Here is a 20,181-nt window from a genome sequence, read left to right as displayed (position 1 = left end):
GACCATAGTGGAGGTGCGCACTGCCGACACGGGATCCCCGACACGGCGCGCATTCGAGTTTGATCCACGCATCTGATCCGGCAACAGGAGTCGAGCATGGCCACGGCCAAAACCCGTAAGACCACCAAGACCCCCACCTCCCGCAAGCGCCCGCGCCCGGCCGACGCAGCCGCGACCGCGGCCGAACCGCGCACCCGCACCCCGGTCGTCAAAACCGCGACCCGCAAGGCCGCCGCCACCGATCCGCGCGCTGCGCGCGTGGCGGCCCGCCAGCGCCGTCTGCAGGACCAGGAAAAGGCCAAGGACGCGCGGGCGGCGAAGAAGGCCGCCAAATCCACGACCAAGAAGGCGACCCAGGCAGGCCCGCGCCGCCAGCCGGAGAAGATGCCTGCCGAACAGCTGGCCAAACCCGGCAACGAACACGCGATGCAGCTGGCCCCACGCTTCCTCGCGCCGGATTACCAAGGCAGCGGCAAGCTCAAGGGCAAGCGCGCCATCATCACCGGCGCCGACTCCGGCATCGGCCGCGCGGTGGCCGTGCTGTTCGCCCGCGAAGGCGCCGATGTCGCCGTGCTGCACCTGGATGAAAAGAAGGACGCCAAGATCACCCGCGAGCACGTCGAGAAGGAAGGCGCCCGCTGCCTGGTGATCGCCGGCGACGTGCGCGACCCGGCGTTCTGCAACAAGGCGGTCAAGCAGGTGGTCAAGGCGTTCGGTGGGGTGGACATCCTGGTCAACAACGCCGCCTTCCAGCTGCATTGCGACCGCCTTGAAGACCTTGAGGACGAGCACCTGCAGGAGACCCTGCAGACCAACATCGGCGGCTACATCCAGATGGCGCGCGCGGTGCTGCCGCACCTGGGCGAAGGCGCCTGCATCATCAACAGCGGCTCGGAGACCGGCCTGTTCGGCAGCAAGTCGCTGGTGGACTATTCGGCGACCAAGGGCGCGATCCATGCCTTCACCAAGGCGCTGGCCAGCCAGCTGCTGCCGCGCGGCATCCGCGTCAATGCGGTTGCGCCCGGCCCGGTCTGGACCCCGCTGAATCCCGCCGACAAGAAGGCGCCGGACGTGGCCGAGTTCGGCCAGGACAGCGACATGGGCCGACCGGCGCAGCCGGAAGAGCTCTCGCCGGCGTACGTGTTCCTCGCCTCGCCGATCACTGCCAGCTACATCAGCGGCGTGATCCTGCCGGTGATGGGCGGGCCGCGCGGCTGACGGTCGGCACTGGCGCACCCGCGCCGTAGAACGCGGCGATCTGCGGAATGAAGTTCTGCAGGTTGGCCCCGACCAGGTTGGTCAGCACAACGATGGCCAGCCCCTGGTCGGGGTAGACAATGAACGCCGAGCGCGCGCCGCCCATGCCGGCCACCTGGCGTTGCGGGGCTCCCTGCAATACCGCCCAGCCGTCTCCCCAGGCGGAAAGGTTTAACGCCCCGCGCGGGGGACATCACCCCCGAACGACCGTTCGTCGGCGCGCGCCATCCGGCACTTGACGACACCTGTAGTCACTGGCACGGTAGCTACACGTGTAGTCATAGGGAGTGCGCCATGCGCGGCAAGACCATCGGGGACCAGGAACTGGCCCTGCTGCAGTACATCGCGGAACAGGACCGCCCCAGTGTCGGGGAGGTCGCCGCCGGCTTCGGCGAGCAGCGTGGGCTGGCACGCTCGACCGTGCTGACCATGATGGAGCGCCTGCGCGCCAAGTCGTACCTGAGTCGCAAGCAGGTGGACGGCGTGTACCGCTATGCCACCACCAGTGGCCAGGACAGCGTGGTGCAGGGCGCCGTGGCCAGCTTCGTGGAGAAGACGCTGCAGGGCTCGGTCTCGCCGTTCGTTGCCTTCATGTCGCACAAGGTGGATGTCAGCGATCAGGAACTGGCCGAGCTGGAAGCGCTGGTCGCACAGTTGCAGTCACGCAAGCGGGAGGGCTGAGCCATGGACACGATGATGAGTGAGCTGTTGATGCGGCTGGGCTGGACCAGCGTGCAGAGCGCGGTGCTGGTGGCGCTGGTGTGGGGCGTGTGCCGCCTGCTGCCGCAGCTGCCGGCCGCCACCCGCTGCCGCCTGTGGTGGCTGGTGGCCGCACAGGCGGTACTGGGCCTGGTGTGGAGCAGCCCGCTGGAGTTGGCCGTGCTGCCCGCACCGGCCACCATGACGGCACCGACGGTGGCGTTGCCCGCGTTAGATGCCGCCGTGCAGGCGGCCCCGGTCGCCTATGCGCCGGCCGCGGTCGAGACGGCGACGATGGCGTGGTCCTGGCCCTCGCTGCTGCTGGCCTTGTGGGCCGCCGGCGTGCTGTTGATGGTGGCGCACAGTCTGCGGGGCTACCGCGCCAGCCGCGCGCTGGTGCGCAGCGCCACCGAGTGCACCGACGCCGGGCTGCAGCAGGCATTGCAGCTGGCTGCCGAAGCCCATGGCCTGCGCCGTGCGCCGCGCCTGAAGCTCTCCGCGCAGATCCGCTCGCCGCAGTTGATCGGTCCGTGGCGGCCGGTGCTGCTGTTGCCGGCGCGCGAGCTGCCGGCGATGTCGGCCGACGACCTGGACATGGCGCTGACCCATGAGCTGATCCATCTGCAGCGCCGTGACCTGTGGTGGGGCCTGCTGCCGGCGGTGTCGCAGCATCTGTTCTTCTTCCATCCGCTGGTGCATGTGGCGGCGCGCGAATATGCGTTGGCCCGCGAAGAAGCCTGCGATGGTGCCGTCGTGGCCGGGCATGGCCATTGCCGCCATGACTATGGCCGCCTGCTGGTGCAGCTCGGTGTCGCGCCGCGTCCTGCGGTGGGCGTGGCCAGCGCCTCGCCCAACCTGCGCAGTCTCAAGCGCCGCCTGGTGACCCTGCAGCAGACCCGCAGCGTGCCGCGCGTGGCTTCGTTGGCGATCACCGCGTGTTTCGTGGTGGTCGGCGTGGCGCCGCTGCGTCTGGTGGCTGCACCGCCGCCGCCGCCGGCCGCGCCCCAGGCACCGGTCGCGCCCAGTGCACCCACCCCGCCGGCAGCGCTGCCGGCGCCGGCACCGCGACCGGCCCCTGCGGCGCTGCCCGCGCCCGAGCCTGTTCCCGCGCCGGAACCGCTGTCTGCCCCGGAACCGCCGGCCGCGCCTGCCGCACCCCGTGCGCCGGAGCCGCCGAAGGATCTGGACGACGGCATGTCCTACGTCACCCACGGCCGGCTCGACATCAGCCGGCAGCCCGCGCAGGCCTTCGTGCTGATGGGTGGCGACGACAACTTCGTCGATGCGTCCGTCGCCGACCTCAAGCAGGCCCGACGCGACGTGGGCGGCAGCGCGCCGGCGCTGTGGGTACGCCGTGGCCAGGCGCGCTATCTGATCCGCGATCCTGCCGTGCTCAGCCAGCTCAGCCGCAGCCAATCGGACGTGGCCGCGCTGGGCAACGCACAGGCTGAACTGGGCGACCGCCAGGCCGTGATCGGGCAGCAGTTGGCCAAGGTCTCGATGCAGGTCACCGCAGACGCTCTGGCGGCGGTGGATGTCGAGGCGGTAGCCAATCACGTCACCCGCCAGGCCGGCCTGGATGCGGCCGCCGAGGCCAACCAGGCCGCTCGGCAGGCGCGTGCGGCGTCAGCCAGCGCCAGCCAGGCAGCACGCCAGGCCCGTGTCGCCACGGCCGAGGCGGTGGATGCCCGCCAGATCACCCTGGTGGCACGCGAGCAGGCGCAACTGGGCCGCGAACAGGCGCGTCTGGCGCAGCAGCAGAGCCTGGCCTCGGCCCGCGCCGTGCGCGAGGTCCGCACGGCCATCGATCAGGCGCTGGCCAGCGGCAAGGCCGAGCGCCTGCGCGACTGACCCCGCCTGCCTGGCACGGCGGCCCGCAGATGATGGCGGGCCGCCGCCTTCAGTCGCAGCACGCGGCAGGGTTCAACCGGTCACCCGCAGTTGGCGCGCACGATCCTGTTCTGCGCGTCCACTTCGATGCTGAGCCGGTCTTCGCGGAAATCCATCGTCATCGCCATGCCCGGCTTGAGCACGCGGGCGTTGCGCGCACCGCTGTCCTTCACCGCTTTCTGGATCACCGCTTCGGTGGCGGTCTGCCCGGTCAGGCCGGTGAGTTTTTCCGGGTCGCATTGGGAGGCGCTGCCGGCCACCGCGGGCGGCGCGGTGGAGGTGGGGCTGTCAGCCGGCGTCGCCGCCGTCTTGCCGGGATGGCTGCACGCGGCCAGCGGCAGGGCGCAGCCCAGGGCGAACAGAAGGTTCAGACGCATGTGGTGGTCCTCCCACGGTAAGGACCCGCAGTGTCCGTGGGCCGGCCTTTACACCGCGTCAATGGCCTGCAGCGCCAACGTCTCCCGATCACGCTGTTCCTCGGCCACCAGCCGTCGCATCAACAGCGCCAGGGTCACCACGTCCTGGTGGTTGTGCTCGGCCACGCGGCGCAGGTTCACCGCGCTGCCCCCGCGCAGGTAGTTCAACCACGCCGCCGGGGCTTCCGAGCCGGGCAGGTCGTCTTCGCGCACGATCTGCAGCAGCTGGCGCTCGATCGTGGCCAGCCGGCAGTTTTCCCAGGTGCCGCGATAGCGGCGGCGGGTCGGGAACAGCAGGTCGACGTGATCCAGCGGGGTGATCGGGCAGCGCTGCCGCGCCAAACGGTAGCGGGTCTTGAGCAGCGGGGCGTCGTAGCAGCGCCCGTTGTAGCTGGAGAACACCGTGGTTGGCCGCAGCCACCCGGCGAACTCGCGCAGCATCGCGGTTTCGGCGGCCATCGTAGTCATCAGCAGCTGGCGGATGCGCAGGCCATCGCCGCGTTCGGGATGGGCGTGCCAGTCCGCGGCGCCGATCATGAAGGCGCGGGTGCCGGTACCGCCGGCCAGGCCAGTGGTTTCGGTATCGAAGAACAGCAGGTCCTGTGGCTGCACCTGTTCGCCCTCGCGCTTGGCGAAGGCGAGCGACAAGGGCTCGGTGGGAATGGCCTGGGCGACGAACGACTCGATCAGGAACAGGCCCGGCGCGATCTCCTCGCCCGGTACATGGCGGTCCTTGGCGTTCTCGCGCGGGTGGGCGGTGCTGAGGCTCCGCTCGCGCAGGCCGAGCAGCCGGCGCAGGCCACCGATCTCGGGCTTGCGCAGCGCGGGCGCCGGGAGGGCAGGCGCTGCCGGTGCGGTACCGCGTGCGGCCTCACCGGTGGGCTTGTGGCGGATTTCCTGCTCCACCCAGCCGAACACGGAGGCGGGCGCGGGCGTGCGCGCACGCGCGTCGTTGGCGGCGGTCGGGAGGGGCGCGGGGGCGGCGCCGCCGGCAGCGATGGTGTCACCCGCATCGGATCGGCCCGCAGTGGCGATGGACGGATCACGGGCCGGTGCCGGCGTTGCATCACCGGCCTGCCGGCGCAGCAGGCGCAGCTTGTCCAGGCTCAGGCTCACGGGGCGACCATCTCGGCGCTCTGGCGCTCACGCTCGGCGGCAGACGGCAACGCCGCGCTGTCGAACAGCGCCAGCACCTTCAGGGCCAGTGCCTTGGGCGTGGTGGCATCGTCTTCCTGGCCGGCCAGGACCGGCCCCACGCAGGCGGGGCAGCCGGCCTTGCAGTCGCAGCCCTGCACCAGCTCGCGCGCGCGCAGCAGCAGCTCGGCCTGGCGCAGCCACAGCGGCTCGCTCAGGCCCACACCGCCGGGGAAGTTGTCGTACAGATACACCGTGGGCACGAACTGCTGCTGCAGCTCGATCGCGCTGGCATCGAACTCGGCGCCCCGCAGCTGCCCGCGGCCACTCTGGTCGGCCACCGCGAACCACGCGCCATCGCCATTGCCAACCGCCTTCTGCAGGTCACGCGCATCGGCCATCACCGCCACCGTGGCGACGATGTGCAGCGCATACGCCGCCCCGAGGAAGCCGTCCAGCGCTTCCTGCTTGCTGTCGAACGCGGTCAGCAGCAGCGCCTGCGGCAACTGCCACCACACCGCCGTGGTGTGCAGCTCCTGGTCGGGCAGATTGACCGGGCCGTAGCCGATGTTTTCATGGGTGTAGTAGCGGATCTTCTTGTAGCCGGCCACGCGGCGCACCACGTGCACTTCGCCGTGGTGCGAATCGCCGCGCCCGGCAATGCAGCCATCGAAGCGGTCCAGCACCTTGAGCTTGGTGAAGTCGATGCTGTCGGTGTAGTAGTCCACGTGCGTACGCGTGACATAGGCCTTGCGGCCTTCCCAGTCCAGCCGCTCCACCTGGTAGGGCGTGGACTGCACCATGTGGATGGCACCTTCGTACAGCGTCAGCGCGGCGGCGGAGTAATCCACCTCGGCGATGATCTGCTGCTTGCCGTCGCTGCGGTCCACCACCACGAAGTTGCCGTCGGCGACCGAGCGCAGGCTGACCGCGTTGGCCGGGTAGCTGTCGGCGATCCACTCCCAGCGGTCGCCCTCGCGATGCACGACCTCGGTCTCGGCCAGCGCTTCCAGGAACACCAGCGGGTCGATCGGCCCGAACGGATCGCCGGCCAGGAAGGGCAGCTCGAAGGCGGCGCAGCGGATGTGGTCGAACAGGATCAGCGGCTGGTCCGGTGCGATGCGCGCATGCTCGGGCGAGGCCTCGGCGAAGAAGTCCGGATGGCGCACCACGTACTGGTCCAGCGGCTGCGAGCTGGCCACCATCACCCCCAGCGCGGGCTGCTGGCGACGACCGGCGCGGCCGAAGCGCTGCCAGGTCGCGGCGACGCTGCCCGGGTAGCCGTTGAGGATCACCACGTCCAGGCTGCCGATATCCACGCCCAGTTCCAGCGCCGAGGTGCTGACGATGCCGTCGATGTGCCCGGCGCGCATCGCCCGCTCGGTCTCGCGCCGCTCGGTGGGCAGGTAGCCGCCGCGGTAGGCGCGGATGCGGGCCGGCTTGCGCGGGTCGTGGTCGAAGATGTCCTTGAGGTACTTGGTCAGCACTTCGACCATCAACCGGCTCTGCGCGAAGATCAGCGTCTTCAGGCCGGATTTGATCGCGATGCGGGCAATGCGGTTGCTCTGCGAGCGCGCGGACGCACGCAGGCCGAGATCGGCGTTGACCACGGGCGGGTTCCACAGCAGAACGTGCTTGGGCCCGCTGGGCGCACCGGATTCGGTGATTGCGGTGACCGGCGCTTCAATCAATGCCTCGGCATGCGCCTGCGGGTTGCCGATGGTGGCCGAGCACAGGATGAACTGCGGCTCCACCCCGTAGAACGCGCAGATCCGCTTGAGCCGGCGTAGCACGTTGGTAACGTGGCTGCCGAACACGCCGCGGTAGGTGTGTACCTCATCAATCACCACATAGCGCAGGTTCTCGAAGAACTGCGCCCATTTGGTGTGATGCGGCAGGATCGCCTGGTGCAGCATGTCCGGGTTGGAGACCACGATGTCGCCGTGCAGGCGGATCGCCTGGCGCGCATCGCCTGGCGTATCGCCATCGAAGGTGAAGGCTTTCACGCCCAGGTCGCCGGCGCGGTTGAGCTCCAGCAGCTCGGCCACCTGGTCCTGGGCCAGCGCCTTGGTCGGGAACAGGTACAGCGCCTTGGCCTTGCCCTGCATCGCCGCGCTGACCACGGGCAGGGTGTAGCACAGCGACTTGCCGCTGGCGGTGGGGGTGACGATGGCCACGTGCTCGCCGCGCTGGCTGGCCTCCCAGGCCTGCGCCTGGTGGCTGTAGAGCTGCTCAATGCCGCGCGCCTTCAGCGCATTGACCAGCGCGGCGGGCACATCGGCCGGGATCGGCGCGTACTGGCCCTCGCGGGCGGGAATCGTGAAGCTGCCGGTGATGCGGTCGTTGTAGCGGCGCTGCAGGCGTGCGGTCAGCAGCGCACCATCGCGCGAGGGCAGCCCATCGGTGGTGGCGAGGCGGCGTTCGGCGTCCTCGGTCCGCTTGGCGAGTTCGTAAGCCATGGTCACAACGGTCTGCAAAGGACGCTATGGAAACATGACCGCGTCTCAATGTCTGAGACATCGCGATGCGGGCCGGTGAATGGTTCAGTGCCCGCCGCGCCGGCCGGACAGGTGCCATCAACGAAATCTGACGCCGGCCTCCGTATGCTTTGAGGCCAGCCCGCAACCAACATGGATGGAGTCGCTGTGGCATTACGTGGAGATCAAGGTGCAGCGTTGCTGGCCGGCCTGGTGCTGGCCGCTGCCGTGCAGGCACAGCAGGTGGCGCCACCCGACCCCGTGGAGCCGCCGCCTGCGCCGACGCAGGGGGATGTCACCACGCTGGGCGAGGTGCGTGCGCTCAGGCCCGACGACGAGCCGCTGGATCTGTACCGCTTCAAGAATCCGGTGCAGGTGCAGCCGAACCGCTTCAGCCGCACCTGGAGCGAACCCCCCTCGCCCGAGCAGGTCGGCATGAGCGGTGGCTATCTGATGATGGGCATCAACAAGGGGCTGGCCGCGGCGGCGCAGGGTGTGAACAAGCTCACCGGCGGACCCGACCAGATCCAGTCCGCGAGCGCCCGCCCACCGCCGGAGTTGACCGACGACGAGCAGCGCCGGGCACAGCAGGTGTGTGTGCAGCAGGGGGGATGCCCCGCGCCGCCGGCGCGCTGATCTGGCAGGGCAGCATCGCTCCGTCGCGCGTCAAGCGGGCCTCGCTCCCCGCCGCCGCTCCAGCCACCACAGCAGCCCGGCCGCCAGCACGAAGGCGAGCAGCCATGGCCAACGCGGTCCTGGCGTTTCGATCACGCCGGCCGACGTTGCCGCGGTGCCCACGGCCAGACGCTGTGCGGTGGCCTCACGCAGCTGTTGGCGATGCAGCGATCGCGCAGTGGCCGGATCGAACACGTAGAACGCGTGGCGGCTCTCACCCTGCTGCAGCTGATGCCAGCCGGCCTGCGTCGGCCAGTAGCCGGCGCAGCGTTCCGCGCCGCTGGCCGGATCGATGCGCAGCGCAATGCGCGCGCCATCCGGTGCGCGCACCTGTGCAGGTTCCCGCAGCTGGCACAGCGCTACGCGCTCGCCGGCCCACGGGGTATCGGAGTCGACGCGTGGTGCATCTGCGGCGGGAAGTGGGCGGGCCACGCTGGCCAGCACGCTGCTCCACAGCTCGGCGTGGCGATCGTCGCGACCGGCCAGCACCAGTCGATAGCTGTCGGTGACCGGCAGCAGCGCAACACGGCCCCGGCCCAGCGGGCGATAGCCGCCGATCGCATTGCCCTTGTCATCGTGCAGCAGCGGTGTCGCGTCGTTGACCGTCACACCCAGTCGCTCCAATACCGGCACGCTGGCCTGATGCGAGGCGGTGTCGGCTTCTTCGATGTAGGCCGTGGTGTCCGACGCGGGCCGCTGGGGACCACGGCGTGCCTGGAGCAGGGCGGCATCGGCGTCGGCCGGCAGTGTCAGCGGGGTGGCCTGGTTGTTGCCGCTGATGGGCATCCCCCAGCTGCGCAGCGCTTGGCGCGTGCTGTCGTTGAGGGGGCCGCTGGTGCGGACGAGCACGCCCAACCCACCGCGGATCGCCTGCTGCAGCGCGCTGCGTTGCGCCGCCGACAGCCCGGCCAGACTGCGCTCATCGAGCAGCACGGCATCCGTCGCCGCCAGCGTCGCCGCAGTGAGCGCGACCGGCGCATCGCCGAGCGACACCCCACCGCCGGCATGGGCGTGCGCTTGTACGGCCAGCCCCGCATCGGTCGCCCAGCGACGCAGGTACTTCAACTCGGGCCCCGGCGCACCGGCCAGGATCAGCAGCCGCGGCGCTGCCGCGCCCACGGTGTCCACCGGTACCTCCAGCGTATCGACCACGTGCTGCCCGGCATCCAGCAGGCGCAGACGGAACGTGCTCTGCCCTGGCACGCGCGCGACACCATCAAGCTGCACGCGACCATCGGCCCCGGGCATTGCGCGGTCAACCACCAGCCCGGCCGGGTCCACCAGCTCGGCGCGTGCGTTCGGCACGCCCTGCGCACGCGCGTTGACGGTGAACACCGCACCGGGCGCAGCAACCGGTGGCGGCTGCAGTGCGATCCAGCCCTGTGGTGCGCTGGGCCATTCGATACGCGCGCCACGGGGCAGCGCGGCATCGCGATCGCGGGCCGACAGGCCATCGCCGATCAACCGAAGGGAGGTGGGACCGGGATGCTGGCGCAACACGGTGGCCAGGTCGGGCGCGGCGAGGGCGTCTGCCACTTTCGTCGCTTCCGGCAGTGCGACCACGGCCTCGCCCGGCGCCGCTGACCAGCGCACCTGATCGGCCGCGCCAGTCAGCACGGTGAGCTGGCCGCCGGCCACGCGCTGCATCGGTGGCACCAGGGTCAGGTAGAGCAGCACGGTCGCCACGGCCTGCAACACCAGCAGGCTGGCGAACACACCGCGCCCCCGCGCCGATCCGCGCCATTGCTGCCAGCACAGACGCGCGCTGCTCAACAACAGCACGGCGAACAGCGCGATCAGGATCCAGCGCGGTTCGCTCACGGGGTGGCCTCCAGTGCATCCAGGTAGCGCTGACCCATGGCATCGGGGGCGTTGCGCCGGGCGACCTGCGGCAGTGGCCGCAGCAGGGCGCGCCACAGCTGCGCACGCAGGGCCTGGTGGCAGTCGGCACAGTCCGGGGTGATGCGCAGTGTTTCGATGGCGCCGGCCAGGCTCAGCGGGTCCGGCAGGCGCGCTTCATTGCGTCGCAGCCAGTGGGTCAGTGCATCCAGATCCGGCGCGCTGGCCGGATCGGCCAGCTGCTGCCAGACCTGCACGATGGCCTGGTCGGGTGCCTCCAGCGCACGCAGTGGCAAGCTGCGGCTGGCCAGGTCGGCGCGATCGCCGCTCATGCGTCGGCTCTCGTCGATCGGCGGCAGTTCCGGGCCGACCCGTGCCAGGTAGATGCGCTCGGCCTGCTGCACTTCCTTGATGAAGCCCAGCGCCTTGTAGGCGTAGGGCAGGGCACGCTCGGGCTGGCCCTGGCGCAGCTCGCCTTCCGACGACCACATCTGATCGAGCGCCGCCTTCAGCGTGGCGCGCGTCTTGGGATCGAGCAGGGTGGCGGCCTCGGCGTGATCGTGGGTATGGCCGTATTCGGCGAGCACGTCGGTGGCGCTGCCGAACACCGGGGCGCTGCCGTCGGTCGGCGCGCCATGATCATGGTCGTCGTGGCCGGCCTGCGCCTGGGTCCTGGCATGGTCGTGATCGTGATCGTCATCGTCATCGTGCGCGGCCGCTGGTGTGTCACTGGTCGGCAGGGCATCGCTGGTCGGCGGTGGCTTGGCCCCGCCTTCGCTTTCCTCGCCGAGGAACTGGCCATAGCGCAGGCGCAGGATGCGCTGGTCCACGCCGATCGCATCGGCGCGTCTGACGAACTCCTCCGCCGGCAGCTGGCGGCGCTGTTTGATCAGCGCTTCGGCGTCGATGATGATCTGGCGCTGGCTGCGGAAATACGCGGGCAGGGTCTTCTTGACCATGCCCTCCATGTCGGTGCCCTGGATCTCCGCTGCGCTGGGCAGGCGCAGGATCACGCTGCTGCTCTGGGCGCTCTGCGCGCCGGGCGTGTGGGTGTCGCGCACGGTCAACTGCGCGATCACATCGTTGCCTTCGGTGGCGCCCAGCGCGGCGAGATCGAGCGTGCGCGCGAAGCGCCGCTGCGTCGCCGGTCCGGTGCCGGCGAGGTTGAAGGTCTGCTCGCGGAAGGTGATGTTCTCGCCGCTGCCCTGGGCCAGGGTGACCTTCAACTGTGCCGTGGCGACCACGCCGTAGTCGTCGGTGGCCTCGAACTGCAGCGGCCACTGGCGTTGGCCGGGTGTCCCCAGCACGAGACTACGGTCGGGCGCGATCACGCGCACCACGGGCGGGCGATCGGGCACCACATCGAGCCGGTACAGGCGGGTGTCGCGCAGGGCAGGCTCGGTGACCACGCGGTACAGCGCCGGACGCGTGGCGGTCCACTGCGCGGTCCATTGGTCGCCATCGCGTTGCAGCGCGATGCGCTGGCCATCGTGGAACTGGAGCGCAGCGGCCTGCGGTTGCGCCGAGAAGCGCAGCGACCAGTGCAGGCGGCTGTCCTGCGGGACCTTGCCATCCAGCGTGCTCTGCACACGCGCGGCCTGCCCGGTGTAGGCCGGGGCGGTGATCTCCAGCCGGGCGGAACGCAGCTGCGGTGGCTGCGCGGGTGTGGCCGGCGGTGCCGCCGCGCCCGGGAACAGGGGCGCCGCGTTATGGCCGCGTGGCCAACCCAGCGCCAGTGCCATCACCACCAGCGACGTGATCACCGAGGCCAGCAGCCACCGGCGCGGCCAGCGTGGCCGCAGTTCGGGCATGCGCGCCTGCAGGGCGGCGGCGACATGCGTGCGCTGCCGCTGCTGCAACGGGTTCAATGCCGCCGGTGGGGCAAACAGCAGGTCGGCACTGTCCTGTGCGACCGGATGGTCGTTCAACCGGCGGACCAGCCATTGGCGATCCAGACCACGTGCGCGCCAGGTCGCCACGCCGACGCTGACCAGCAACGTCAACAGCAGGACTACCGTAGCCGCGTTGAAGCCGGCCAGCCGCCACGCCACCGCGCTGATCGCCAACGCGACCGGCACCGCGAGCAGGGTGGTGATCCACCACTGGCGCCGGCGCGCGCGCTGCCAGGCGTGCTGGATGGCAGCGTTCATGCGCCGGCTCCGCGGCGCGGTGAGGTCGCCATCGCCCGTTCCAGCGCGAACAGCAGCACGATCAGCGCCAGCAGCCAGGGGCTCAGCTCGCGCGGTGCGGGCAGCGGCGTGGCGCCGCCGCGCAGCGGCTGCTGTGTCGCTGCCGCGGCGAGGGTCGGCGGGGCGGGTGCGGCGAGGACGGCCAGCAACTGGCGCGGGAAGCCGGGATCGCGCAACACCGGCAGCGCCGTCGGCGTCAGCGGCGCCGTGAAGCGCAGCAGGCGACCCTGTGCTTCGGACCGCTCCAGCACCACTGCACCCTCTGCATCGCGCAGGACGGGCATCCAGCCGGCCTCCGCAGCACCGGGCGCGACCAGTACGCTGCCGCCCTGGTGCACCCACGCCTGCCAGGCGGCAGGCAGCGGCGCAGCGGCGAGCCACACGCCGGTCTGCCCGGCATCGGGGGCGGTACCGGCACCGCGGGCAGGAGACAACGCCTGGTTGGACCAGGCACGCTGCAGCGCGGCCAGCACGCGCTGCTCGCCTTCTGCGATCTCGCCACCGACCTGCAGCACCGGCGGTGCGGTGGTGCGCGTGCTGGCCGGCGCCAACGGCACCGGCCGCCAATCCACGGCACGCGACAGGCGCGGGCGCTCGCCATCCAGTCCGGGCATCGGGTCGGGCACGTACACCGTCAGCGGTGCGCCGGCAGGCAGTGTCTGGTCCAGCTCACGCAGCAGGCTGGATAGCGCGGAAGCGGTCGCCGGGGCGGCATCGGCCAGTGCGGGGAAGCCCGGAGCCAGCCAGCGCCAATCTCCTTTCGCGTCCTGGCCACGCAGGGCCGTACCGTCCAGACCAGGGGCGACCACCGTGACCGGGTGGATGTCGGCGGCGCCACCGTGCAGCACCGGCCGCGCCAGCAACAGGGCCAGTGCAGCCAGCAGCAGCAGCCGCACCAGCAGCAGCGGCCACGCGTCGAAGCGGATCTTCTGGCGCGGCCGGATCCGGGCCTGCAGCCAGCGCAGCGCGGCGAAGTCGAGTGGCGCGTACTGGTGCCGACGCGCCAGGTGGATCAGCAGCGGGACCAGCCAGGCCGCCAGTGCCAGCAACCCCAGTGGAAACAGCAGGCTCACGCGCCGCCTCCGGCACCGAGCAGCGCACGCAGCGGCTGATCCAGCGGCTGGTCGAGATAGCCGGTGGCATGCACGATGCCGCTGCTCTGCAATCGCGCCTGCAACGCGCGCTGGGCGGTATCGAAACGGGCCAGGTATTCGGCACGGATCGCACGGCCGTCGCCCAGCAGCTCATCGCCGGTTTCCGGATCGCGGAAACGGTGGCCGTCGGTGAACGGGAAATCGCGCTCTTCGGCGGTCAGTACCTGCAGGTGCAGCACCTCGCGGCGGGCGGCGGCCAGCCGCTCCAGCAGCACGATGCCGCCCTCGTCGAAACCGTCGCCCAGCGCGACCAGCAGGTCGCCGGCCTGCACCCGCTCCCAGACCGGGGCCAGGGAAGTGACCGGCGGCCACGTGCCGCTGGCCCGGGGCTGGCGCAGCAGCAGGTGCACGCGGTCGCGCTGGCGCGGGCCGTGCCCGGCGGGGACCAGTTGCACGCCCTCGCCGCTGATGGCGATCACGCCGAAGCGGTCGCTTTGCTGCAGGGCCAGTTCAACCAGGCAGGCGGCGGTGGCGCAGAGGTGGTCCAGGCGCGACCAGTCCGGTCGCGCACGGTCGCTCTGGCGCGCCGAGGCGGTCGCATCGATCAGCACCCAGGCCGTGATCGGGCTTTCGCGTTCGGATTCACGCACGAAGAAGCGGTCCGAGCGCGCGTATAGCTTCCAGTCGATCTGGCGCAGTTCATCGCCAGGTTCATAGGCGCGGTACTGCGCGAACTCCAGCCCGGCGCCGCGGCTGCGGCTGGCGTGCTGGCCGATGCCGTGCGCGCCGCGTGCACGCCGTGGCAGCAGCCGCAGCGCCTTCAGGCGGCTGCGGACATCGGCGGGGATCGCGATCGGTGCGTTGCGGCTCACGGTGTGCGGATCAACCCGGGAACGGCACGGCCTGCAGCAGCGCGGCGACCACGTCGTCGGCGCTCTTCTGCTCGGCCTCGGCAGCGAAGGACAGCAGCAGGCGGTGACGCATCACCGGTGCCGCCAGCGCCTGCACGTCCTCGCGGGTGGCCGCGAAGCGGCCCTGCAGCAGTGCGCGCGCCTTGGCCGCCAGCACCAGCGATTGCCCGGCACGCGGGCCGGCGCCCCACTTGATCCACTGGTTCACCGCCGCCGGTGCGTCGCTGCCCGGGCGGCTGGCACGCACCAGGCGGGTGATCCAGGTGAGTACGTCGTCGCTGATGTGGACCTCGCGCACGGCTGACTGCAGCGCCAGGACCTCGTCAGCCTCCATCACCTTGGGGACGCTGCCACTGGCGCTGCCGGTGGTCTGCAGCAGGATGTCGCGCTCTTCCTGTTCGGTGGGATAGTCCACCCGCACATGCAGCAGGAAGCGGTCGAGCTGGGCCTCCGGCAGCGGGTAGGTACCGGCCTGTTCGATCGGGTTCTGCGTGGCCAGCACGAAGAACGGCGCCGGCAACGCATACGTGGTGCCGGCGTAGCTGACGGTGCGCTCCTGCATCGCCTCCAGCAGTGCGGCCTGGGTCTTGGGCGGGGTGCGGTTGAGCTCGTCGGCCAGCAGCAGGTTGGTGAAGATCGGACCCTTCTGGAACCGGAAGTGACGGTGGCCGGTGCCGTGGTCCTCTTCCAGCAGCTCGGTACCGAGGATGTCGCTGGGCATCAGATCGGGCGTGAACTGCACGCGCCGGAACTGCAGCTCCAGTGCCTGCCCGAGCGAGCGCACCAGCAGGGTCTTGCCCAGCCCGGGGGCGCCCTCGAGCAGGCAGTGGCCGCCGGCCAGCAGGCCGATCAGCAGCTGTTCGACCACCGCGTGCTGGCCGACCACGGCCTGGGCCAACGCACCGCGCAGCTGCTGCAGTTTGGGGAGAAGGGCATCAAGGCGGTCGGTCGTCATAAGGCACTCGCAGGATCGGCGTAGAGCCACGCCACGCGTGGCTGAAAAAGCAGGAAGAAGCTCAGCTGTTCAAGGCATACATCACGATGTTGACCGCGAAACGGGTGTTGTCTTCGGCCAGGAAGCGCTTGTTGCGCCAGTCGTAGTCCCACTCACACCCGTAATCCTTGTTGCTGTAGAGCACGCCGAGGCGGCCATCGATCTGGATGCCCTTGAGGTAATCGTGGACCAGATCATCGCCCCAGCCATTGAGCTCGAACCCGGTGGCCGGCGGGCCCTCGGGGAAGTGGAAGAAACTGCGGTAGAGCGCGTGGTTGTTGGGCAGTTTGTTCAGCGCCTTCGGCCCGAACAGCTTGGCCATCTGTGCTTCGAAGGACTTCGCGAACAGACCATCGATATCGTGGTTGCAGTCATCGACGAACACGAAGCCGCCATTGCGCACGTAACGCACGAAGTTCTGCCGCTCGGCGGCATTGAACTCGACCAGCTTGTGCCCGGCCAGGTAGCAGAACGGTGCCTCCAGCATGCGCGGATCGGACAGCGCGATCACGTGCTCGGTGGGGTCCACGCGCAGGGTGGTGTAATCGATCAGCGAGGTGATCACGTTGGACGGCATGCGCGCGTCCACGTCCCAGTCGCCGGAGTCGTACTTGAGGCGGGTGAACCAGAAGTCGTACCGCCCGGCCTGGGCGCGCGCCGGCGCGGGCAGGGCTGCGAACGCCGCACTGCCCAGCATCAGCCGCAGGAACTGTGCGCGGTTCATCGCCGCGCACGTTCCCGGGAGCAACCGGCCAGCCGGGGAGACGGCCAGTGGCCGTCACGACCGTTCATCAGACCGCGTCGGACAACGAGGTGAAGGTGAAATCGCGCAGCTTCATCGGCGGGATCATCATCACCAGGCTGGATTCGTCACCGGCCACACGCACCGGCTTGCCCAGCTCTTCGATGTTGTTGAGCATGATCACCGGCGACTCGTTGAAGCGGAAGTTCTTCACCGGGTGCTTGATCTGGCCGTTCTCGATGTAGAAGGTGCCATCGCGGGTCAGGCCGGTCAGCAGCACGGTCTGCGGATCGACCATGCGGATGTACCAGGTGCGCGTGACCAGGATGCCCTTCTGGGTGCCACGGACCAGCTCGGCAGTGCTCTTGTCGCCGCCGGACATCAGCAGGTTCCCCGGCCGCGCGTTGGCGGTCTTGCCCTGCTTCTGCGCCCAGAAGCGCGAGTAGTTGAGGTTGGCGATCTTGCCGTCCTTGATGATGTCCAGCTTCTCGCGCGGCTGACCTTCGTTGTCCCACGGCAGCACGGCGGCTTCGGGGTGCCACGGGTCGGCGACCATGGTCACGCGCGGGTCGTAGACCTGCTCGCCCAGCTTGTTGCCGCCGCCCTTCCTGGACAGGAAGCTGCGGCCTTCATCGGCCGAGCGCGCATCGAAGAAGTTCATCATGAAGCTGATCAGGCCGGCCGCGGCCGCCGGTTCCAGGATCACCGTGTACTTGCCCGGCTCCAGCGCCTTGGCTTCGGCCGATTCGGTGGCCTTGCGCATGGCGATGCGGATGTCCTGGTCGGCCTTGAAATCGGCGGCATCCTTGAGGTTGCGGCCGACCCAGCCCGAGCCGCGGCCGTCTTCGGTGCGCACGGTGCAGGTGTAGTCGAAGTTGGTGCCGCGCTGGTAACCGAAGTTGCCGTTGCTGTTGGCGGTGGCGTAGAAACTCTGGCCGTCTTCCAGGAAGCCGGCCGCGATCAGACCGTTGCCACGGCACGGCGCGATCGAATCGGCGGCGACCTTGGCGCGGAAGGCCGGGTCGATCGCCGCAGTGGATTCACTGAAGGTCGGGCTGGGCCGGTAGGTCTGCTTGCCGATCGCCGGCAGGAACTCCGGGTTCTCCGGGGCCAGGCGGGCCAGATCCTCGGCGCGGCGCACCACGCGTTCCAGCGCGGCATCGTCGAACTCGTTGATCGAGGCGGTGCCGACGCGCTTGCCGAAGGCGACCGTGACGGCCAGTTCGGTGTTGTCGACGATGCCGCTGGTGGAGACATTGTTCAGTGCGAAACGGATGTTGCCGTCGATCGAGCCGGCCAGCACGGCAGTGCATTCATCGGCCTTGGAGAGCGCGATGACCTTGTCGAGGATGGCCTTGGCCTGGGCTTCGGTGAAGATACTCATGGATTGGGGCTCCTGACCGGTCAGCCGAGGCTGCGCGCGGTGTTGATGACGTTGATGCCGTTGAAGCGCGCGGTGGACGAACCGTGCGAGACCGCCGAGACCTGGCCCGGCTGGCCCTTGCCGTCGAAGAACGAGCCGCCCAGGCGGTAGTCGCTTTCATCGGCCACGGCGGTGCAGGCATTCCAGAACTCCGGCGTGCGGATCTGGTAGGCCACGTCCTCGAGCATGCGGGTGATCTGGCCGTTCTTGATTTCATAGAACAGCTGGCCACCGAACTGCGCGTTGTACCGCTGCTGATCGATGGAGAACGAGCCGTCGCCGATGATGTAGATGCCGTTCTCGACGTCCTTGATCATGTCGGCCACGCTCAGCTTGGTCTTGCCCGGTGCCATGGAGACGTTGGCCATGCGCTGGAACTGCACGCTGGACCACGAATCGGCATAGCAGCAACCATCGGACTCGGTCTTGCCGAGGATGTGGGCCTGGTCGCGGATGGTCTGGTAATCCACCAGCTTGCCTTCGCTGATCAGGTCCCAGCGCTTGGTCTTGACGCCTTCATCGTCGTAGCCGACCGCACCGAGGCTGCCCGGTTGGGTCTTGTCGGCGAAGATGTTGACCTTGTCGCTGCCGTATTGGAAATGCTGCTCGCGCTTGTCCAGCGTGGCGAAGCTGGTGCCGGCGTAGTTGGCTTCGTAGCCGAGCACGCGGTCCAGTTCCAGCGGATGGCCGACCGACTCGTGGATGGTCAGCCAGGTGTGCGAGGGATCCAGGATCAGGTCGTACTTGCCCGGCTTCACCGACGGGGCCTTGAGCTTCTCCTGCGCCTGCCTGGCCGCGGCGATCGCATCGGCCTTCATGTCGTAGGAGTTGCGGTAGTTGACCACGCCGTTGGGCGAGACCGCCTTGCCGGTGCCGACGCCATCGAGGTACTCGTAGCCCAGGCCCATCGGCGAGGACAGCCCCGAGCGGGTGCGGAACTTGCCGGTGCTCTTGTCGATGGCGGTGACCGTCATCGGTGCCCAGATGCGGTGCACATCCTGGTCGATGTAGGAGCCGTCGGTGGAGGCAAAGTACTTCTGTTCGTTGACCAGGAACAGCATCGAGTTGACGAAGCTGGCGCCGGCGCCCATCGCGCCTGCATTGACGTCCAGCAGCAGCTCGACCTTTTCCTTGATCGGCACGTCCATCGCGTTCTTGCGGATCGGGGTGCGCCAGGACACCTCACCCACGCCGGGCGCGGCAGCCAGCTGCACCGGGGCGGTCTGCACGCCGGCGTTGGCCTTGGCGATCGCCGCGGCCTGCTGTGCGGCGCGCGCCACGTCGGTGGTGCCAAGCTGGTTGGTGGCGGCAAAGCCCCAGGCGCCGTTGACGATCACGCGGATGCCCACGCCGGTCGACTCGGTGTTCACCACGTTCTGGACCTTGTCCTCGCGGGTGATCACGTACTGGCGCAGGTAGCGGCCGATACGCACATCGCAGTAGGTCGCGCCCGCCTGGCGCGCAGCGGCCAGGGCGGCGTCGGCCAAGCGCTTCTTCAGGGCCGGGTCGAGGCTGCTCTGCAGTTGCTCGGCGGCAATGACCTTGCCGAAGAACGACGGCACGATCAGTCCGCCAGCGGTAAGCCCGGTCAGGGCGAGAAAGTCACGTCTTTGCAAGGCAGCTCTCCACGTCGGTGTGGGGGTGGCAGGGAAACAGCGACATCAGGGCGACCGCCGCGGCGGCACAGCCGATTCTTGCGGCCATGCGTGCGCCGCGGTAGTGACATTCGGCACGGAGCAGGGACGGGCTCATCCCAGGCTGCGTGCGGTGTTGATGATGTTGATGCCATCAAAGCGCGTGGTCGCCGAGCCATGCGAGACCGCCGAGACCTGGCCCGGCTGGCCCTTGCCATCGAAGAACGAGCCGCCGAAGCGGAAATCGCGCTCATCGCAGATCGCGCTGCAGGCATTCCAGAACTCCGGCGTGCGGATCTGGTAGGCGGCATCCTCGACCATGCCGGTGATCTGGCCGTTCTTGATCTGGTAGTACAGCTGGCCGCCGAACTGCGCGTTGAAGCGCTGCTGGTCGATCGAGTACGAGCCGCGGCCGTGGATGTAGATGCCGTTCTCCACGTTCTTGATCATGTCGGCCACGCTCAGCGGGGCCTTGCCCGGCGCCAGCGACACGTTGGCCATGCGCTGGAACTGCACGCTGGACCACGAATCGGCGTAGCTGCAGCCGTGGCTTTCCTTCTCGCCGAGCAGGTGCACCTCATCGCGGGTGGCCTGGTAGTTGACCAGGATGCCGTCCTTGACCAGGTCCCAGCGCTTGGTCTTGACCCCTTCATCGTCGTAGCCCACCGCGCCCAGGCTGCCCGGGGCGGTCTTGTCGGCGAAGAAGTTGACGATGTCGCTGCCCCAGCGGAAGCCCGCCTCGCGCTTGTCCAGCGTGGCGAAGCTGGTGCCGGCGTAGTTGGCTTCGTAGCCGAGCACGCGGTCCAG

At 69.5% G+C, this 20,181-nt stretch carries 16 protein-coding genes and 1 pseudogene; 4 read left to right on the top strand and 13 right to left on the bottom strand.

Features of this window, described 5'->3' with window-relative positions; all coding sequences use genetic code 11:
• Positions 1–96 precede the first annotated feature (96 nt).
• Positions 97–1,218, top strand: coding sequence for an SDR family oxidoreductase (locus OC373_RS14280; protein WP_070426338.1), 1,122 nt, complete (start codon positions 97–99; stop codon positions 1,216–1,218).
• Here OC373_RS14280 and OC373_RS14275 read toward each other — a convergent pair.
• Positions 1,175–1,408: pseudogene (locus OC373_RS14275) on the bottom strand (serine hydrolase); the annotation flags it as partial. The gene OC373_RS14280 and the pseudogene OC373_RS14275 sit on opposite strands and share 44 nt — an antisense overlap.
• 143 nt (positions 1,409–1,551) lie before the next feature.
• Here OC373_RS14275 and OC373_RS14270 point away from each other — a divergent pair.
• Together OC373_RS14270 and OC373_RS14265 are read left to right on the top strand one after the other, a co-directional pair.
• On the top strand, positions 1,552–1,938 hold the full coding sequence (locus tag OC373_RS14270; protein ID WP_070472651.1) for a BlaI/MecI/CopY family transcriptional regulator: 387 nt from the start codon (positions 1,552–1,554) through the stop codon (positions 1,936–1,938).
• Positions 1,939–1,953: 15 nt separating this feature from the next.
• The gene (locus tag OC373_RS14265; protein ID WP_315985464.1) at positions 1,954–3,807 is read left to right on the top strand and encodes a M56 family metallopeptidase; all 1,854 of its coding nucleotides are present in this window, start codon (positions 1,954–1,956) and stop codon (positions 3,805–3,807) included.
• Positions 3,808–3,887: 80 nt separating this feature from the next.
• Here the strand turns inward: OC373_RS14265 and OC373_RS14260 are convergent, their stop codons facing one another.
• The 3 genes from OC373_RS14260 to OC373_RS14250 are packed head-to-tail and all read right to left on the bottom strand — an operon-like array spanning position 3,888 to position 7,855.
• Positions 3,888–4,223 carry an I78 family peptidase inhibitor gene (locus OC373_RS14260; protein ID WP_019184941.1) on the bottom strand — a complete coding sequence of 112 codons (336 nt, stop codon included), beginning with the start codon at positions 4,221–4,223 and terminating at the stop codon, positions 3,888–3,890.
• Between the two features lie 48 nt (positions 4,224–4,271).
• Entirely contained in the window at positions 4,272–5,378 is a 1,107-nt protein-coding gene (locus OC373_RS14255; RefSeq protein ID WP_261997900.1) for a ribonuclease H-like domain-containing protein, read from the bottom strand.
• Positions 5,375–7,855 carry a DEAD/DEAH box helicase gene (locus OC373_RS14250; RefSeq protein ID WP_026070064.1) on the bottom strand — a complete coding sequence of 827 codons (2,481 nt, stop codon included), beginning with the start codon at positions 7,853–7,855 and terminating at the stop codon, positions 5,375–5,377. The genes OC373_RS14255 and OC373_RS14250 overlap by 4 nt, the downstream gene beginning before the upstream one ends.
• 171 nt (positions 7,856–8,026) lie before the next feature.
• Here OC373_RS14250 and OC373_RS14245 point away from each other — a divergent pair, with 171 nt between their 5' ends.
• Entirely contained in the window at positions 8,027–8,509 is a 483-nt protein-coding gene (locus tag OC373_RS14245) for a hypothetical protein (protein ID WP_261997899.1), read from the top strand.
• A 30-nt stretch (positions 8,510–8,539) separates the two neighbouring features.
• On the opposite strand, the gene OC373_RS14240 is transcribed toward OC373_RS14245, so the two are convergent.
• The 9 genes from OC373_RS14240 to OC373_RS14200 all read right to left on the bottom strand — a co-directional run.
• On the bottom strand, positions 8,540–10,369 hold the full coding sequence (locus OC373_RS14240) for a hypothetical protein (protein ID WP_261997898.1): 1,830 nt from the start codon (positions 10,367–10,369) through the stop codon (positions 8,540–8,542).
• The gene (locus tag OC373_RS14235) at positions 10,366–12,537 is read right to left on the bottom strand and encodes a DUF4175 domain-containing protein (RefSeq protein WP_261997897.1); all 2,172 of its coding nucleotides are present in this window, start codon (positions 12,535–12,537) and stop codon (positions 10,366–10,368) included. Before OC373_RS14235 ends, OC373_RS14240 begins: the two co-directional genes overlap by 4 nt.
• A complete protein-coding gene (locus tag OC373_RS14230; RefSeq protein ID WP_261997896.1) occupies positions 12,534–13,649 on the bottom strand; it encodes a BatA domain-containing protein in 1,116 nt (371 codons plus the stop codon). The genes OC373_RS14235 and OC373_RS14230 overlap by 4 nt, the downstream gene beginning before the upstream one ends.
• Positions 13,646–14,542: a DUF58 domain-containing protein gene (locus OC373_RS14225; protein ID WP_261997895.1), complete on the bottom strand. Its 897-nt coding sequence runs from the start codon at positions 14,540–14,542 to the stop codon at positions 13,646–13,648. The genes OC373_RS14230 and OC373_RS14225 overlap by 4 nt, the downstream gene beginning before the upstream one ends.
• A gap of 10 nt (positions 14,543–14,552) precedes the next feature.
• Positions 14,553–15,536 (bottom strand): MoxR family ATPase, encoded by a 984-nt coding sequence (locus OC373_RS14220; protein WP_070426348.1) that lies wholly within the window; start codon positions 15,534–15,536, stop codon positions 14,553–14,555.
• Between the two features lie 61 nt (positions 15,537–15,597).
• On the bottom strand, positions 15,598–16,299 hold the full coding sequence (locus OC373_RS14215) for a DUF4159 domain-containing protein (protein ID WP_070426349.1): 702 nt from the start codon (positions 16,297–16,299) through the stop codon (positions 15,598–15,600).
• A gap of 67 nt (positions 16,300–16,366) precedes the next feature.
• Positions 16,367–17,701, bottom strand: coding sequence for a TldD/PmbA family protein (locus OC373_RS14210; RefSeq protein WP_019184928.1), 1,335 nt, complete (start codon positions 17,699–17,701; stop codon positions 16,367–16,369).
• Positions 17,702–17,721: 20 nt separating this feature from the next.
• Positions 17,722–19,356: a TldD/PmbA family protein gene (locus tag OC373_RS14205; protein WP_019184927.1), complete on the bottom strand. Its 1,635-nt coding sequence runs from the start codon at positions 19,354–19,356 to the stop codon at positions 17,722–17,724.
• Between the two features lie 132 nt (positions 19,357–19,488).
• Positions 19,489–20,181 (bottom strand): TldD/PmbA family protein (locus OC373_RS14200; protein ID WP_261997894.1); only part of this gene is annotated, 693 nt, incomplete at its 5' end.

The organism is Stenotrophomonas sp. Ste96 (assembly GCF_024519495.1).
Lineage (GTDB): Bacteria > Pseudomonadota > Gammaproteobacteria > Xanthomonadales > Xanthomonadaceae > Stenotrophomonas > Stenotrophomonas bentonitica_A.
The sequence above is the reverse complement of the archived record's forward strand: the minus strand, read 5'-3'. Positions and strand labels throughout refer to the sequence as shown.